Consider the following 16660-nt stretch of genomic DNA (forward strand, 5'->3'; position numbering starts at 1 on the left):
CACACTAGCGTAAATCTGTTGCCATTCATTTCACGCAGGCAGTCGCATTTAATTCGAATTTTATCGATCTGCATTTTTCTACAGACCATTTCATTCAAACAGATCTCGATACAGCTTTCCTACGCTTTTGCCTGGCTTTGGGCGAACCGGTGGTTACCAGCGTCACGGCGTCATCGGCACGCATAGGTTTGCCATAAAACCAGCCTTGCGCAGTCATCGGCGTTTTCATCTTGCGGAAATAATCAGCCTGGGCTTCTGTCTCGACCCCTTCAATGACAAGGTCAAGATTATGCTGCCGCGCCATCGATATGATCTGCGGAACGATAGACACCGTCTGACTATCAGTACAGACGGTGCGCGTGAATGCCTTGTCAATTTTGATCGCATCAATCTGTAACTCGCCAAGATAGGCAAGGCTTGAATAACCCGTTCCGAAATCGTCGATATAGACCCTGTGGCCCTGTTCACGAAGCCGTCTGATTCCTTCCGACGCTTTCGAGAAATCCACCGCTGTACGTTCTGTAAGCTCAAGACCGATCTGGCTGGGATCGATACCTGCATCGCGCAGTTTCGGCTGGATACTGTTCTGGAAGAACGACGCCTGGACGTCACTCGCAGTAATATTGATATTGATCTGAATGTTCCGGTTGCGACGGAGCAAATCCCCCATCTCCTCGATAACACGTTCGACGACATAGGCTGTTACCCGGCCGGCCATGCCTCTCTCTTCTGCTTCCGCGATAAATACGTCAGGCGGAATCAGACCACCGGTTTGCAGCTGCCAACGCACCAAGGCCTCAAAGCCTGTCACTTTAGCATCTGCCACATTGACCACCGGCTGGTAGACCATCTCAAGCTGCTGGGCATTCAGCGCTTTGTTGAGCATGGAAGCCAGAGGACGCTCGCGATTACGATAAGCAAACCAGCTCAAGCCAAGAGAAGCACTGATAATCAGACCAAAACTGATTGCTATGAAGGATTTCCATCGGGCTGACGCACTGGAATTGTCCAGCCGCACTTCGAGAGCAATGCAGATGCCGGTGTTGTCATCGCAACGATATTCCGTGATGATTTTTCTCAAAACATCGTATTTTCGCCCGAGGTCAGTGAAATTCGGGGCTGGCAGATTGCCTGAGGGATAGCCGTAAAGGCGTGCGAAATGTTTCAGATCCGCGTCGCGCATATAAACAGCGAAGCCGTATTGCGGCGTGTGGAGTAGATCGAATGCAACAGAACTTAATACAACATTGGCCCCGCCATTACCGATCACCGAACCAAGGCTGCCCGGTGTAATCAGAGATCTCTCGCCATAAACATAGGTGCCATCGCTCAAATGAATGTCGGCAGGCGATCGGCTTGGCTGCTCTGGAATATCGCTAAGAAGCGTCGAACAGATCAGGCGATCTCCACGGAACCTGCCAATATCTTTGATATGATATCCCGAAAAAACCAGCTTGCGCAGATAGGTCATTTCTTCCGCGGAGCACATTTTATAGGGGGAACGATTGGCTGCGTCGATTGTTTCGTGGGCCGAAATGGCCAGACGATTAGCATGAGCAACCAACGCGGCCATGTAAATATTCATGTGCCGCTCTTCATCGACTATTCGAAATCTGTTACCTACCCACTGCCCGAAAGCTGCACCTAGAAACAGCATAAAAAGCAAAATAAGCGGAACAGGCTGTAGAAGTTTACTGTGATCAAATCGCATATGATCCGTGCCCCTAAAATATATCACAGTATGCCCGGGTATTAACGTCTCCAGCTATCGCTGCCGCCTAATGATGCCACTAAAAACCCGACATTAAAAATCATAACACGGAACAGATCGATTGCATGATTACCATTCAAACTGTCATTAATGCAGGATTAAAATAAGAGAACTCAGCAGACCCATCGACAGTTCACCCAAAAATAAAATATCAATAATTAATGCGCGGGATAAAATCTCCGCGCATTACTCAAAAGAATTATACTGTCAGTAAATACCTATCGGAAATTCCTTACTTGGTATTGTACGGACCTTCGTCAAAACCAACAAAAATCTGGATATTGTTTTTGTCCGCCGTCGGCACGGTGATTGCCTTGTCATTGAAGACAAACTGCGTTGCGGTATCTCCATTGGCTATCGTAACCGCCTGCTTGTGCAGCTTGGAATAGATGACTTGATCGCCCTGGCGGACGGCAACACGGATTGGCATAGTGATGGTGCCGCTCTTGTATTTTGGTCCGGGTACGACCTTACCGGCAGCAGCGACATCAATCGTCATGGTCCCTGCGCCATGTTGGCAGGCGCGGGTCGTATCGGTCAGGGCGGCTTGATAGATCACACGTGCGGGATCCTTGTCACCGCCCTTCTCATATGTATTGAAGAAGGCCGTGCCGTCACGCAGCGAAACCGAAGGACAGAAGGCGCGCAACTCGGATTCCTTGATGCGCTGGTCGCCAGTGGCGGCGGGAGTGGTCAAGGAAGAACCTGGACCTCCGTCGGCGGCCTTATCAGTGCCACTGGTTGTGCAGCCTGCAAGGGCTGCGAGCAAAACCGTTGCAAAGACTGGAAACAACGATGAACGATTCTGTGGTGCTGTTTGCATAAACCCGGCTTCCCTGCACTGTTCGACCTGTCTTTTACATCACGCATGTGTGTAGCGCGATGACGTTTTCCCGTTTTTTGCTCCAGAGAGCAACCCCCATCCGCGTCAACATGCTTTAAAACCTTGCGGCTTTTTTAGGGACGCTCTATTGCATTACCCGGCTCAAAACCGCTCCGATCCGAAATGAAGGCCCAAGAAATGAAATTTGTAAGCACGCGTGGGGAAGCGCCGGTCCTGGGGTTCAGCGATGCATTGCTCGCCGGTCTAGCCCGGGATGGCGGTCTCTATCTGCCACAGGATTATCCTCAGTTTTCACCAGAACAGATCCGCGACCTGCGCGGAAAATCCTATGTGGATATCGCGCTGGCAGTGCTCACTCCATTTGTCGATGGCGAAATTCCGCATTCGGATTTCCGCCGTATGGTGCATGAAGCTTACGGTACTTTCCGTCACGATGCGGTCTGCCCGCTGGTTCAAACCGGCGCTAATGAATTCGTGCTTGAACTTTTCCACGGCCCGACGCTTGCCTTCAAGGACGTCGCCATGCAGCTTCTCGCTCGCATGATAGACTATGTGCTGGCACAACGTGGCGAACGTGCAACTATCGTCGGCGCCACATCGGGCGACACGGGTGGTGCAGCCATTGAAGCCTTCGGCGGTCGCGACAATACCGACATCTTTATCCTGTTCCCGAACGGTCGCGTATCGCCGGTGCAGCAGCGTCAGATGACATCGTCCGGCTTCTCCAACGTTCATGCCCTTTCCATCGAAGGCAATTTCGACGACTGCCAGAACCTTGTGAAAGGCATGTTCAACGACCTACAGTTTCGCGATGCGCTGTCGCTTTCGGGTGTAAACTCGATCAACTGGGCGCGCATCATGCCGCAGGTCGTCTATTACTTTACGGCGGCGCTGAGCCTCGGCGCGCCGGATCGCGCTGTATCTTTCACCGTACCAACGGGCAATTTCGGCGATATTTTCGCGGGCTACGTCGCCAAGCGCATGGGTCTCCCCATCGACCAGCTGATTATCGCCACCAACGATAACGACATTCTCTCACGCACGCTGGAAACCGGCGCGTATGAAATGCGCGGCGTTGCACAGACGACATCGCCTTCGATGGACATCCAGATTTCCTCGAACTTCGAGCGTCTCCTGTTCGAAGCACATGGACGCGATGCAGCAGCACTGCGCGGCCTGATGGACAGCCTGAAACAGTCGGGCGGCTTCTCGATCTCCGAAAAGCCGCTCTCGGCGATCCGCAGCGAATTTTCTGCGGGCCGCTCGACCGTCGATGAGACCGCGGAAACGATCAAATCCGTGCTTGAGGCGGACGGCTATCTGCTTGATCCGCATTCGGCAATTGGCCTGAAGGTCGCTCGCGAAAATGTGTCCAATGCAGCGCCGATGGTTGTCCTAGCAACCGCTCATCCGGCCAAATTCCCTGATGCTGTAAAGGCTGCAAGCGGTGTCGAACCGCAGCTTCCGGCATGGCTTTCGGACTTGATGGAACGAAAAGAAAGCTTCACAGTTCTTCACAACGACCTGAAAATCGTGGAAGAATACGTTCGCCGCCATTCGAGAGCTTAAAAATACCGGCTCCGAGACGAGAACCAGAGCGGGAATGCAGGGAGCAGTTTGCTTATGGGTGTTGAAGTAACGCGTCTTTCCAATGGATTGACGATAGCCACCGATACGATGTCCCACGTGGAAAGCGTGGCGCTTGGAATTTGGGTCAAGGCCGGTGCGCGAAACGAAGCTGCCGACAGGCATGGCATTGCTCATCTTCTTGAGCATATGGCATTCAAGGGAACTGAAAACCGTACTGCCTGGCAAATAGCATCGGATATCGAAAATGTCGGCGGCGAAATCAATGCGGCCACCAGCGTCGAGACCACGTCCTATTATGCGCGCGTTCTACGCAATGACGTGCCGTTGGCCATCGATATCCTCTCCGATATCCTGACCGCCTCCAAATTCGACGAAGCTGAACTGGAGCGCGAAAAGCAGGTCATCATGCAGGAAATCGGCGCGGCACACGACACGCCCGACGATATTGTTTTCGACCGTTTCACCGAAACAGCTTACCGCCATCAGCCGATCGGGCGCGCCATTCTCGGCGAACCTGAGACGGTGATGTCTTTCACCTCCGCCGATCTGCGCCAATATATGGACGAGCAATACAGCGCCGACCGCATGGTCGTGACGGCTGCAGGCGGCGTCGATCACGACGCCTTCGTGAAGGAAGTCGAAAAACGCCTCGGAGGCTTCCGCGCCCACAATACAGCCCCCACGCTCGACCTTGCTCACTATGTCGGTGGCGATTTTCGAGAAAATCGCGAACTCATGGATGCGCAAGTTCTGATCGGCTTCGAAGGACGCGCTTATCACGTACGTGATTTCTACGCCTCGCAGCTTCTCTCCATGGTCCTTGGCGGCGGCATGTCCTCACGCCTCTTTCAGGAAGTACGCGAAAAGCGCGGCCTCTGCTATTCGGTCTATGCCTTCCATTGGGGCTTCTCGGATACCGGCTTGTTCGGCATCCACGCTGCAACGGGTCGCGACGAACTGGTCGAACTCGTACCCGTTCTGATCGATGAACTGCACAAGGCAGCCGACTCCATCAGTCTGGAAGAAGTGGACCGGGCACGCGCGCAGTATCGTGCAAGCCTTCTTATGTCGCAGGAGAGCGCCGCAAGCCGCGCGGGACAGGTTGCGCGCCAGTTCCTGCTCTATGGGCGTCCTGTCGAGAATAGCGAGCTGATGGACCGTCTTTCGCTCATTACGCCTGAACGGTTGACGGATCTGGCCGGACGACTGTTCCTTGACAGCAAGCCCACCATCGCCGGTGTCGGCCCGATTGGACGACTGATGAGCTTCGACGGGCTGTCGGATGCTCTTTCCACCAGCGCACATGCGAGAAAGATCGCTGTTTAAGGGAATATGTAATTAGGGGAATAGGGGAGTATGTGACGTTGAACATTTTGTCTTTGCTACTCCCTTCTCCCTCCACTCCCTTTCTCCCCTGAATGTCATGATCGGCCTGCCTTTCCGTAGAAGCAATCCGACCGTCCTGCGTGGGCAGCGCATCTATCTGCGCGAGCCGATGATGAGTGATTTTGCGAGCTGGGCCAGCTTGCGGGAACAGAGCCGCGCGTTTCTGGCACCATGGGAGCCGACATGGCCCGCTGACGACCTTACCAAAAGCGCCTTCCGCCATCGGATGCGGCGTTTTCAAGATGAAATATCGGCTGGAACCGGCTACCCGTTTTTTGTGTTCCGCAACAGTGACAACAAACTTGTCGGCGGCATTACTCTCGGGAATATCCGGCGTGGTGTCGGCCAGAATGGCATGATCGGCTACTGGAGCGGCGAGCCTTACGCTGGCAAGGGCTATATGACCGAAGCCCTATCGCTGGTTATCCCCTTCGCATTCGATCAACTCCGGTTGCACCGGATTGAAGCAGCCTGTATCCCTCATAATGAGCGTTCGATACGGCTTCTCGAAAAAGCCGGATTTGAGAGAGAAGGACTGCTGCGTTCCTATCTCAAGATAAACGGCTTCTGGCAGGACCACCTGCTTTTCGCCCTTATAGAAAGCGACAAACGTATGACGGATAACCGCATGATCAATGGCAAGGTTGGACGCTCGTGACGGGTTTTGCGGATAAGTGGTTTGTTGCTGGTGTGCGATTTCTCGCGCTCATGGTTTTTCTGACCGTTTCGGTCGTCCAGGCATCGGCCATTGAACCGATCAAGATTTCCAAGGAAGATACTGCCCTCGACCTGTCTCGCGCTGTCGAACTTCTGCGCAACAAGGGCGAAAGCGTGCAGGTATCGACCGCACCGGGTCCTGACGGCATTGTCCGCCGCATCGAAGTGCAGGCCGATCAGAACAGTAAGGCATCCGGCGACTGGGCCGCTTTCTCGATTGCAAATCCCACCGACGAGCAGATCGACCGCCTGATTGTGGCTCCGCATTTCCGTCTTGTCGGCTCCGGCGTCATTTGGCCCGATCTTGGCTCCCCGCGTATTGCATCGATCACACCAAGCGAGGGCTTTGCCCTCGACCGCCAGCCAAGCGCCGATGCAGACGTTTTCCGCATTACGCTCAATCCGGGCAGCGTTGTCACCTTCGTGGCCGAACTGTCTTCGCACAACTTGCCCCAGCTCTATCTCTGGGAGCCGGAAGCCTACAAGGACGCGGTTAACTCCTACACGCTTTATCGCGGTATTCTGCTTGGCATTTCCGGACTGCTGGCGCTGTTTCTGACCATCCTTTTCGTCGTCAAGGGCACTTCGCTGTTCCCTGCAACCGCCGCACTTGCGTGGGCGGTTCTGGCCTATATCTGCGTCGATTTCGGCTTCTGGAACAAGTTGATGGAGATAACGCCGGGCAATGAGCAAATCTGGCGCGCGGGCACCGAAGTGGCACTTGCCGCCTCACTTGTGATTTTCCTGTTCACCTATCTCAATCTCAACCGCTGGCACGATCATTTCAGCTACGGCGCGGTAACATGGGTTCTGGGTCTGCTGGCACTTGCAGGGGTTGCCGTCTTCGATCCGCCCGTGGCTTCCGGTATTGCGCGTATTTCGCTGGCACTTACCGTTGTGTCCGGTGTCGCTATTATCGGCTATCTGGCGGTCAAAGGGTATGATCGCGCCGTCATGTTGATACCAGCCTGGCTTCTTACCCTCATATGGCTTTTGGGTGCCTGGATGACGGTTTCGGGCAGGCTCGATAATGATATCGTGCAACCTGCCCTTGGCGGTGGTCTTGTCCTCATCGTTCTTCTGATCGGCTTTACCGTCATGCAGCACGCCTTCGCTGGCGGGGCGCTGCAACAGGGCCTTCTGTCCGACATGGAGCGACAGGCTCTCGCCGTCATCGGTGCGGGGGATATCGTATGGGATTGGGACGTACCGCGCGACCGCGTGGTGACCACGCCCGACATAGCCAATTATCTTGGCAATACGGCCAACAGCCTGCAAGGTCCGGTGCGCAACTGGCTTCCCGCCATGCACGCCGACGACCGCGACCGCTTCCGCTCGACGCTTGATGCCATTTTGGAAAACCGGCGTGGACGTATCGGTCAGATTTTCCGGCTCCGTGCCAATGATGGCCACTATCACTGGTATGCGCTTCGTGCACGCCCCGTCATTGGTTCAGATGGCGAAGTGGTGCGTTGTGTCGGCACGCTGGTCAATGTAACGGAACAGAAAAAGGCCGAAGAACGCCTGTTGCACGATGCGGTGCACGACAATCTGACCGGGCTTCCAAACCGCGAACTGTTCCTCGATCGTCTCAGCAATGTCATGAACATGGCGCGTGGTGAAAGCAATCTGCATCCAACGGTATTCATCATCGACATAGACCGCTTCAAGCAGGTCAACGACAGCCTTGGTATGTCAGCGGGCGATACGATCCTCCTGACGATTTCGCGCCGTCTGGCGCGCCTCATGAAGCCGCAGGATACACTCTCGCGCCTGTCTTCCGACCAGTTCGGCCTGCTGCTCGCCTCTGAAAGCGATCCGGGGCGCATCGCCTCCTTTGCCGAGGCTCTGCGTCAAGCCGTTCGTGCACCGATTGCCTATGCAAAGCGCGAAATTGTTCTGACAGCGTCCGTCGGCCTGATTACCTGGACGAAGACAGCAACAACCGCCGAAGACTTCGTGAAAGACGCCGAACTTGCCATGTATCAGGCGAAGCGCTTCAGCGGTGACCGCATCGAGCCATTCCGTCCAGCCTTCAGGGCCATCGGCAGCGACAAACTCCAGCTTGAATCCGATCTGCGACGCGCGCTGGAACGCGACGAGATCAGCCTCGTCTATCAGCCCATCGTCAAGCTCGACGAGGGCACGATTGCCGGTTTCGAAGCGCTCATGCGCTGGGAGCACCCACGGCGCGGCGCCATTTCGCCCTCGGAATTCATTCCGATTGCCGAGAATTCCGGCCTTATCATCCAGCTTGGCCTGTTTGCGATGCAACGGGCTGCAGAAGATCTGTTCGCATGGCAGGAACAATTCCCGAAGCTCGAACTTTTCGTTTCGGTCAATCTGTCATCCACACAACTCATCCGTCAGGACCTCATCAACGATGTCCGCTCGGTGCTTTCGCGCATTCATCTCAATCCGGGCAGCCTCAAGCTTGAACTGACTGAATCCGTCCTCATGGAGAACCCGGAGCAATCCACACACGTGCTCGCACGGCTTAAAACGATGGGTATTGGCTTATCGCTTGACGATTTCGGAACCGGATATTCTTCACTGGCTTATCTCACGCGCTTCCCGTTCGACATCATCAAGATCGACCGATCCTTCGTGAAGGGCGACCAGCCGCAGAAAGCCACCCTGCTGCGTTCAATTGTGAGCATGGCGCATGATCTTGGTCTTGCTGTCGTGACCGAAGGTGTGGAGAGCGAAAGCGATGCGCTTCAGCTTCGTCAGATGGGTTGCGAATATGTGCAGAGCTTCATGTTCGGCCAGCCGACGAGCCGCGACGAAGCAACCCGCATGATCCGTGAACAGCTCGACGCTGCGGCGGCCTGATTTGGGCAGTAGGAAAATATGGTCGTTTCGGCCGTACGCAATTCAAACATATTGCCTTACTGCCCTATTGCCTTAATCCTGCTCTCAAGCATGCCCTGCATCGGAAACAAGCCGGGACATATCGATGCCCATATGGAGCATCAGGCGCGAATATTTGCCCTCGATGTCGCTGTCGAACAGCATGTCGAGCGGCGCGTCGCAGGTTAGCCAGCCATTCTCGGCAAGTTCCACCTCGATCTGGCCCGGCGCCCAGCCGGAATAGCCTAGCGCCATCAGCGCGCGTGACGGCCCCCTGCCCCCGTAAATGGCGCGCAGAATATCGACCGTTGCTGTGAGGCAGACTTCCTCCGAAACCGGCATGGTGGAATCAACCATGTAATCATCGGAATGCAACACGAAGCCGCGCGTGCGGTCCACAGGCCCGCCATTGCGTACCATCATATGCTGCGCGCGATCCGGCAGAATAATCAGCTCATCCTCATCGATGACCCCGATCTGACGTAAGAGGTCTGGAAATTCGACCGGCTGAAGCTGATTGATGATGAAGCCCATCGCGCCTTCATCGGAATGCGCACAAATATAGACCACCGACCGGGCAAAACGCTCGTCGCTCATTCCGGGCATGGCAAGCAGGAACTGCCCGTTCAGAAAACCCTGCTCCTTGTTTGGCGCCTTGAGAATGGTCATGAATATGAAGGTAGCAAGACTACGCAAAATAACAATGGTCATTTATTTCCCGCCTCGGATTCGACGTGAAAACTCGTTCGGATAACCAACTAGGCTTCCTCAGCACAAGCAACCGATGGACGTCGCAGCTCGACATTATTGGACTTGAAGCGACCATCTTTTCATTCCATCTTTTGCCCATGAACATCCGAACTCTTGCACTCGCACCGTTTCTGTTGGCCTCGCTGGTACTTCCGGCATTGGCCTCGACCTCTGACTGGACCGAGACGCCCGGTGGGCGTGTTCGCGTCATCATTGAAGACAACAGCCCGAACAACGCGACCAGCAACGAACGGCGCGGTGCCTTGCAAGTTGAGTTGCAGCCAGGCTGGAAAACCTATTGGCGTAATCCCGGCGATGCAGGAGTTCCGCCGCAGATCAACATCGAAGGTGAGGCGAAAGCACAGATCGATTTTCCTGCACCTGTCCGGTTTGGCGGAGAAGATGAAGGCGGGATTGGATATAAACAGCCCGTTTCACTGCCGATAGTCTTTCACCTCACAGCCGCCGACACGCGGCTGAAAGGCCATGTTTTCCTTGGTGTCTGTGAAAAAATATGCATTCCGGTGCAGGCTACGTTCGAATTCCCACTCAATGAAGATGGACAACAGGATTCGCCACAAGCGATAGCGGCCCGCACGATCATTGAGACTGCGTTCGACCGGCTACCGACGGCGGCAACCTCAACGTTCGGCATAAGCGATGTGAAGCGGGAAGGAGACCAAGCCGTCTTCGATCTTGCTGTTCCCGACCCCGCCGCCCCTGTGGAGCTGTTTGTCGCCAGCGACAAGATCAGGATTTCCGATGCCGTCGCAATTGAAAGTAGTCAGCCCGGCCACCGTTTCACTGCAAAGGTGCACGGGGAGGCAGATAATGCCGTCGTTGACTATACCATCGTGCAGAACGGGAAAGCCGTCTCCGGTCAGGTGACGCTGGATTAGTTTTTCCTGCTTCTATACTTGTTTTAAAATTGTCCAGCGACCTGTTATCGGTTTAACTGTGCCGCCCGCGCTTCGCGGTGCGATTAGAGTTTGACAGTAGGCAGCGGAGCAGACGGCCCCCTGCCCCGAGGAGAAATTAGATGACGATCAAAGTTGGCGACAAGTTGCCTGCAGCGACTTTCAAGGTGAAGACCGCAGACGGCGTCAAGGAAATGACGACCGACGAAGTCTTCAAGGGCAAGAAAGTCGTTCTCTTTGCCGTTCCAGGCGCCTTTACGCCGACCTGCAGCCTCAATCACCTGCCGGGCTATCTCGATAATCGCGACGCGATCCTTGCCAAGGGTGTCGACCAGATCGCGGTTGTTGCGGTGAACGATGCTTTTGTCATGGGCGCTTGGGCACAGAGCACGGGCGGCGAAGGCAAGATCCTCTATCTGGCCGATGGTTCGGCAGTGTTCACAAAAGCGGCAGGCCTTGAGCTCGACGCAACGGCTGGCGGCCTTGGCATTCGTTCTAAGCGTTATTCGGCAATCGTGGAAGACGGTGTGGTCACAACGCTCAACATCGAAGAGCAGGCCGGACAGGCGGTTACATCGGCTGCGTCGGGCATTCTCGAACAGCTTTGATCTAGAGCATTTCCAACGATTTCATTAGAGCGCGTTTCGATCTGACTGGATCAGATCGGCGCTCTAACAAAAAAGGGCGGCAATGCCGCCCTTTTTCATACAAATTTATTGCACTTTCAGTGACTTACGCCCACCATACTTGAATGGCTCCATGCCCTCCCGGGCAAGTTCGTCGGCGCGTTCATTTTCCGGATGTCCGGCATGACCCTTGACCCAATGCCAGTTGACCTTGTGCGGCTTGCGCGCTTCATCAAGCGCCTGCCAAAGCTCAGCATTCTTGACCGGCTTTTTGGCTGCAGTCTTCCAGCCATTGCGTTTCCAGCCTTCGATCCAACCGGAAATGCCGTCACGCACATAGACCGAGTCCGTATAAAGATCGACTTCGCACGGTTCTTTGAGTGCCGAAAGCGCCGAAATAGCCGCCATCAACTCCATGCGGTTGTTAGTCGTGTCGGCTTCACCGCCCTTCAGTTCCTTGACATTATCATTCCAGCGCAGGATCGCGCCCCAGCCGCCGGGGCCGGGATTGCCCGAGCAGGCACCGTCCGTATAAGCCTCAATCCGCTTCACGCAGCTGCTCCCTGCTGCTCAAGACCATATTCGGCAGCAGTTTCGATCTGGCGATGGAAGCGGATCTTGCGCACATACTCCATTGGGTCTTTCTTGACCACGAAACTGCCTTCGGGAACATTCAGCCAGTCATAAAGCCGGGTGAGCATGAAGCGGATGGCGGCCCCACGCGCCAGAACCGGCAGTGCATCGGCTTCCGCCGCAGAGAGCGGACGAACCGAAGTATAGCCGCGCAGCAGTGCTGCACCTTTGGTGCGATTGTAGGAGAAGTCTTTCTCAAAGCACCATGCGTTCAGGCAGACGGCAACGTCGTAGGCCAGAGTGTCCGTGCAAGCGAAATAGAAATCGATGAAGCCCGAAAGCCTGTCACCAAGGAAGAAGACATTATCCGGAAAAAGATCAGCATGGATCACGCCCTGCGGCAGGTCGGCAGGCCAGTTCTTTTCCAGAAAAGCAAGATCAGCTTCCGCCTCGCGGACGAGGCCCGGTTCCACCGTATCCGCGCGCTCACGCGACAGGTTCCACAACGGGCGCCAGTCGGCAAGCGTCAGGCCATTGCGGCGGCGCAGCGAAAAATCAGCTCCTGCCAGATGCATATGTGCCAGCCCTTCGCCGACCGCTTCGCAATGCTCCACCGTCGGGCGGCGCATCCACATGCCTTCAAGAAAAGTGACGATTGCAGCAGGCCGTCCGGCAAGCTCGCCAATTGTCGTGCCATCACGGCGAACCACAGGCTGCGGGCATTCCAGCCCACGGCTAGCCAGATGCTGCATCAGGCCGAGAAAGAACGGCAGGTCTTCGCGATTGGTGCGCTTTTCGTAAAGCGTCAGGATAAACGAACCAGAGGTCGTATGCAGAAGATAGTTGGAGTTCTCCACTCCCTCCGCGATACCTTTGTAAGATGTCAGTGTTCCGATATCGTACTGCTGCAGGAAAGCGCCAAGTTCGATTTCATTGATATCCGTATAGACGGCCATGCCGCTTATTTCCCTTGTATGATCTTGGGCATCAATTTCGGAATACCGACCACCCGGTGTTCCCCGTTGACGAATGCCATATCCTGCACCGTCAGTTCCACATCGCGAATCTCGCGATTCACAAGGAAATTCTCGGTTTCGACCGTAGTTTCGGCCAGTTCAATCTTGACGTTGAAGCGTGCTTTGAAGGCATCGATGATTTCATCGACGATGATTTCAGGCGCGGAAGCACCTGCCGATAACCCCACAACCGATATATCACCGATGCGGTCCCACTCGATATCAGCCGCGCGTTGAACCAGCATCGACATCCGTGCGCCCGCCTTCTCCGCTACTTCAACCAGTCGCTTGGAGTTGGAGGAGTTGGGCGCACCGACGATCAGAAAAAGATCGCATCCGGGAGCGGCGGAACGCACTGCATCCTGCCGGTTGGTCGTGGCATAGCAGATCGATTCCGCAGCAGGCGCGGAAAGGTTTGGAAAGCGTGCTTCTAATTCTTCGATAATGCCGGCTGTGTCGTCCACCGAAAGCGTCGTCTGCGTCACGAAGCCGAGATTGTTCTCATCATCGAAATGGCAGCTGCGCGCATCCTCAACCGTTTCGATCAGTGTCACCGCACCGTCCGGCAATTGCCCCATCGTGCCAATCACTTCCGGATGACCGGAATGGCCTATCAGAATGACATGGCGACCGAGGCGCTGATGACGCATGGCCTGCTTATGAACCTTGGAAACCAGCGGACAGGTTGCATCGAGATAGAACAGGTTCTTGGCTTCCGCATCGGCAGGCACCGATTTCGGCACACCGTGGGCGGAGAATACTACCGGCTGATCGCGGTGCTCCGCGGGTATTTCGTGCAGTTCCTCGACAAAGATCGCGCCACGCGACTGCAGACCCTCAACTACATATCGGTTGTGCACGATCTCATGACGAACATAAACCGGCGCGCCATATTTCTTCAGCGCCAGCACAACAATCTGGATCGCCCGGTCCACTCCGGCACAAAAGCCGCGCGGCCCGCAAAGACGAATTTCCAGTGATGGTCGCTGATCGGTCATGAAGCGTGCTCGCAAGGTTCGGCGTGGCTTGAAACTTTAAGCGCGTAACGCGTTTAAGTTTTTGTTTCACACATGTCTTTGTCCCCAAAACTGGTGCGCTCTTTTGGGAAACATGCACTCGTCTGGGAGTTGGGCTGCAACGAGGCCGTTGTCAACCCCTCACCGCTCTTCGTCTTTATCTTCGCTGTCTCGGACGGAAAACCGGTCTCCACTTTTCCTAAGACAGCGATAGCGCCACAACCACGTCCCGACAACCCCTATCAGGGCCAGAGCGAGGCCGTACCATGTCATTGCATACTGCAAATGGTTGTTGGGAAAATCGATAATCGTCACGCCACCGATAGGCAGACCACCTGGATTAGATTTGTTATCTGCATCGACGAAGAACGGCACGACCTCATCCAGATTTGGCAGATCGGCGCTTTCGGCCATCGCCGTCCAGTCTTTCCAGTAGAAAATATTCTTGGCGATATCGTTGTCTGGAAGGAAAAACCCGGGCTTTGCCGACAAGGGGTCGCGTGCCAGACCGGTCACACTCACCGGGCCATCAACCTGTCCTTCAACACGTGTTGAAGGATCTTTTTTTTCGTAGGGAACGAAGCCGCGATTAACCAGCACGAAACGCCCATCTTCAAGCATCAATGGCGTATAGACATTATATCCGGCGGCTCCTTCATAGGTGGCCAGAAAATGCCGCTCTCCCTGATGCATGAAAGTGCCCGTGACCGTCACCGGGCGATATTCGACCGATCCCTCCTGCTTGTAGATTTTTTCCATTTCGGAAAGCGGCAAAGGCGCTTCATGAACGCGCTGTTCGGTCGATGCGATCAGCGCTTCCTTCCATTGCAGGCGTTCCACCTGCCAGGTGCCAAGCGCCAGCAAAATGACGAGCGCTATGGCGGATGCGATCACCACACCCCACGGAAAACGATGCGACTGCTGTGCTGTCGTCATTTACTGTCATCCTGTCGGCTGTCTATCCGCCCCGGCGCTGCCTTGTTGCGATATTGCATATTGATAAGGATGCCTTTGGCCCATCGCATGGCGACGAGGCTGAGGATAATGGCGAGCGGCACCCATAGGATGAAATGTACCCAGAGCGGCGGCCCCACGTTCACTTCCATCCAGAGCGCTAGACCAACGACGATGAAGCCGATAATCAAAATGACAAACGCCGCCGGACCATCGCCGGAATCAGCAAACGCGTAATCCAGTCCGCAAGCCGAGCAGCGTGGAGCGACTTTCAGGAAGCCGTCGAACAGCTTCCCCTCGCCGCAACGCGGGCAGTGTCCGGCAATGCCACTTTTTATGGGATCGACCGGCGGATAAATGTTCTGATCCGGCATTACGCTTCCCTTCTCAATATCTTTTCACAAACAAAAGGCGGCCATGTTGCCAGGGCCGCCTCGGAATTTTTAACCGCTAATGATCAGCCGGCGTGCATCGGCGCGCCCCATCCACCCCATACATAGATGGCGAAGAAAAGGAACAGCCAGACCACGTCAACGAAGTGCCAATACCAGGCAGCGGCTTCGAAACCGAAATGCTGCTTTGGCGTGAAATCACCGCCGATTGCGCGGAAGAGGCAGACCAGAAGGAAGATCGTGCCGACGATAACGTGGAAACCGTGGAAACCGGTCGCCATGAAGAAAGTCGCGCCGTAGATCGAATCCTTGAACGCAAACGGTGCGTGGATGTATTCGTATGCTTGCACAAAGGAGAACAGAACACCCAGCGCCACGGTGATTGCGAGACCAGTGATCATGCCCTTGCGGTCATTGTGCAGCAGCGCATGGTGCGCCCAGGTCAGCGTCGTGCCCGACAGAAGCAGGATCACGGTGTTGTAGAGCGGCAGGTGCAGCGGATCGAGAACCTCAATGCCCTTCGGAGGCCAGACGCCGCCTGTGAACGTGGCGCGCGCTACCTGATGCACTTCATTCGGGAAGAGGCTTGCATCGAAGAACGCCCAGAACCACGCCACGAAGAACATAACTTCCGAGGCGATGAACATGATCATGCCGTAGCGCAGATGCAGCGACACGACGCGGGTATGGTGGCCCTCATGCCCTTCCTTGATCGTATCAGCCCACCAGCCATACATGCAGTAAAGCACGATCGCGAGGCCGATGAAGAATATCCACGGCGTCACAATGTTGAGGCCGAAGAACGGCAGCTCACCGGCATTGATGTAACGCATCCAGGCAATACCGCCGACGGCAAGCACGAATGCACCCACCGAGCTCAGGAACGGCCAAGGACTGGGCGCGATAATATGATAGTCGTGATTTTTCTGATGAACGTCGGCCATGTCTCTCCCCGTAAATCCCCTTAGGGGCTCCTCTCTCGTACCTTCCTGCTTAACCCCCTAACGCGGTGCCAAGCAAGTCTGTCTGTAACAAGCGGTATTTCTTATCAGAATAAAACCGCTTCATTGTTTTGTCTTTGCGGCATTATGCGCCGCTAGAACATTTCGTGATTCCCGGGATCATTGGAAATGCTCAATCTTCTTGTTTTATGCGCATTATCCTACGCAAAGCCGCTTCGCACTTTTGCTGGAAATGCTCGATCTTTTGTTTTTACGCATGTCTCCTGAAACCGGTTCCCACTTTTGGGAGACAT

15 protein-coding genes are annotated in these 16660 nt (G+C 55.1%); 6 read left to right on the forward strand and 9 right to left on the reverse strand.

Annotation, left to right across the window (positions count from 1 at the left end):
• Positions 1-94 precede the first annotated feature (94 nt).
• Together FG152_RS07740 and FG152_RS07745 are read right to left on the reverse strand one after the other, a co-directional pair.
• Complete coding sequence (locus tag FG152_RS07740) at positions 95-1711, reverse strand: EAL domain-containing protein (protein WP_029375907.1); 1617 nt, start codon at positions 1709-1711, stop codon at positions 95-97.
• Between the two features lie 292 nt (positions 1712-2003).
• Entirely contained in the window at positions 2004-2594 is a 591-nt protein-coding gene (locus FG152_RS07745; RefSeq protein WP_010658415.1) for a hypothetical protein, read from the reverse strand.
• A 198-nt stretch (positions 2595-2792) separates the two neighbouring features.
• On the opposite strand from FG152_RS07745, the gene thrC reads away from it, so the two are divergent.
• The 4 genes from thrC (at position 2793) to pdeA (ending at position 9143) form a co-directional block, all read left to right on the forward strand.
• The gene (thrC, locus tag FG152_RS07750; protein ID WP_010658414.1) at positions 2793-4184 is read left to right on the forward strand and encodes a threonine synthase; all 1392 of its coding nucleotides are present in this window, start codon (positions 2793-2795) and stop codon (positions 4182-4184) included.
• Between the two features lie 54 nt (positions 4185-4238).
• Entirely contained in the window at positions 4239-5531 is a 1293-nt protein-coding gene (locus FG152_RS07755) for a M16 family metallopeptidase (RefSeq protein WP_010658413.1), read from the forward strand.
• 97 nt (positions 5532-5628) lie between these two features.
• Positions 5629-6249, forward strand: coding sequence for a GNAT family N-acetyltransferase (locus FG152_RS07760; RefSeq protein WP_010658412.1), 621 nt, complete (start codon positions 5629-5631; stop codon positions 6247-6249).
• A gap of 50 nt (positions 6250-6299) precedes the next feature.
• Positions 6300-9143: a phosphodiesterase PdeA gene (pdeA, locus tag FG152_RS07765; RefSeq protein WP_043062695.1), complete on the forward strand. Its 2844-nt coding sequence runs from the start codon at positions 6300-6302 to the stop codon at positions 9141-9143.
• An 84-nt stretch (positions 9144-9227) separates the two neighbouring features.
• Here the strand turns inward: pdeA and FG152_RS07770 are convergent, their stop codons facing one another.
• Positions 9228-9830, reverse strand: coding sequence for a YqgE/AlgH family protein (locus FG152_RS07770; RefSeq protein WP_029925498.1), 603 nt, complete (start codon positions 9828-9830; stop codon positions 9228-9230).
• 179 nt (positions 9831-10009) lie between these two features.
• Here FG152_RS07770 and FG152_RS07775 point away from each other — a divergent pair, with 179 nt between their 5' ends.
• Together FG152_RS07775 and FG152_RS07780 are read left to right on the forward strand one after the other, a co-directional pair.
• A complete protein-coding gene (locus FG152_RS07775; protein ID WP_036581273.1) occupies positions 10010-10810 on the forward strand; it encodes a protein-disulfide reductase DsbD domain-containing protein in 801 nt (266 codons plus the stop codon).
• A 140-nt stretch (positions 10811-10950) separates the two neighbouring features.
• On the forward strand, positions 10951-11436 hold the full coding sequence (locus FG152_RS07780) for a peroxiredoxin (protein ID WP_010658408.1): 486 nt from the start codon (positions 10951-10953) through the stop codon (positions 11434-11436).
• 105 nt (positions 11437-11541) lie between these two features.
• On the opposite strand, the gene rnhA is transcribed toward FG152_RS07780, so the two are convergent.
• The 6 genes from rnhA to FG152_RS07810 form a co-directional block, all read right to left on the reverse strand.
• Positions 11542-12006, reverse strand: coding sequence for a ribonuclease HI (rnhA, locus tag FG152_RS07785; RefSeq protein WP_012090854.1), 465 nt, complete (start codon positions 12004-12006; stop codon positions 11542-11544).
• On the reverse strand, positions 12003-12983 hold the full coding sequence (locus tag FG152_RS07790) for a homoserine kinase (RefSeq protein ID WP_040129764.1): 981 nt from the start codon (positions 12981-12983) through the stop codon (positions 12003-12005). Before FG152_RS07790 ends, rnhA begins: the two co-directional genes overlap by 4 nt.
• A 5-nt stretch (positions 12984-12988) precedes the next feature.
• Entirely contained in the window at positions 12989-14041 is a 1053-nt protein-coding gene (gene ispH / locus FG152_RS07795) for a 4-hydroxy-3-methylbut-2-enyl diphosphate reductase (protein ID WP_105528884.1), read from the reverse strand.
• Between the two features lie 159 nt (positions 14042-14200).
• Entirely contained in the window at positions 14201-14995 is a 795-nt protein-coding gene (locus tag FG152_RS07800; protein ID WP_105528883.1) for an SURF1 family protein, read from the reverse strand.
• Positions 14992-15387, reverse strand: a complete 396-nt coding sequence (locus FG152_RS07805; RefSeq protein WP_010658403.1) for a DUF983 domain-containing protein — start codon at positions 15385-15387, stop codon at positions 14992-14994. The genes FG152_RS07800 and FG152_RS07805 overlap by 4 nt, the downstream gene beginning before the upstream one ends.
• Positions 15388-15470: 83 nt before the next feature.
• Positions 15471-16349, reverse strand: coding sequence for a cytochrome c oxidase subunit 3 (locus tag FG152_RS07810; RefSeq protein WP_012090850.1), 879 nt, complete (start codon positions 16347-16349; stop codon positions 15471-15473).
• Positions 16350-16660 lie beyond the last annotated feature (311 nt).

Source organism: Ochrobactrum sp. XJ1 (assembly GCF_024701725.1).
Classification (GTDB): Bacteria; Pseudomonadota; Alphaproteobacteria; order Rhizobiales; family Rhizobiaceae; genus Brucella; species Brucella anthropi.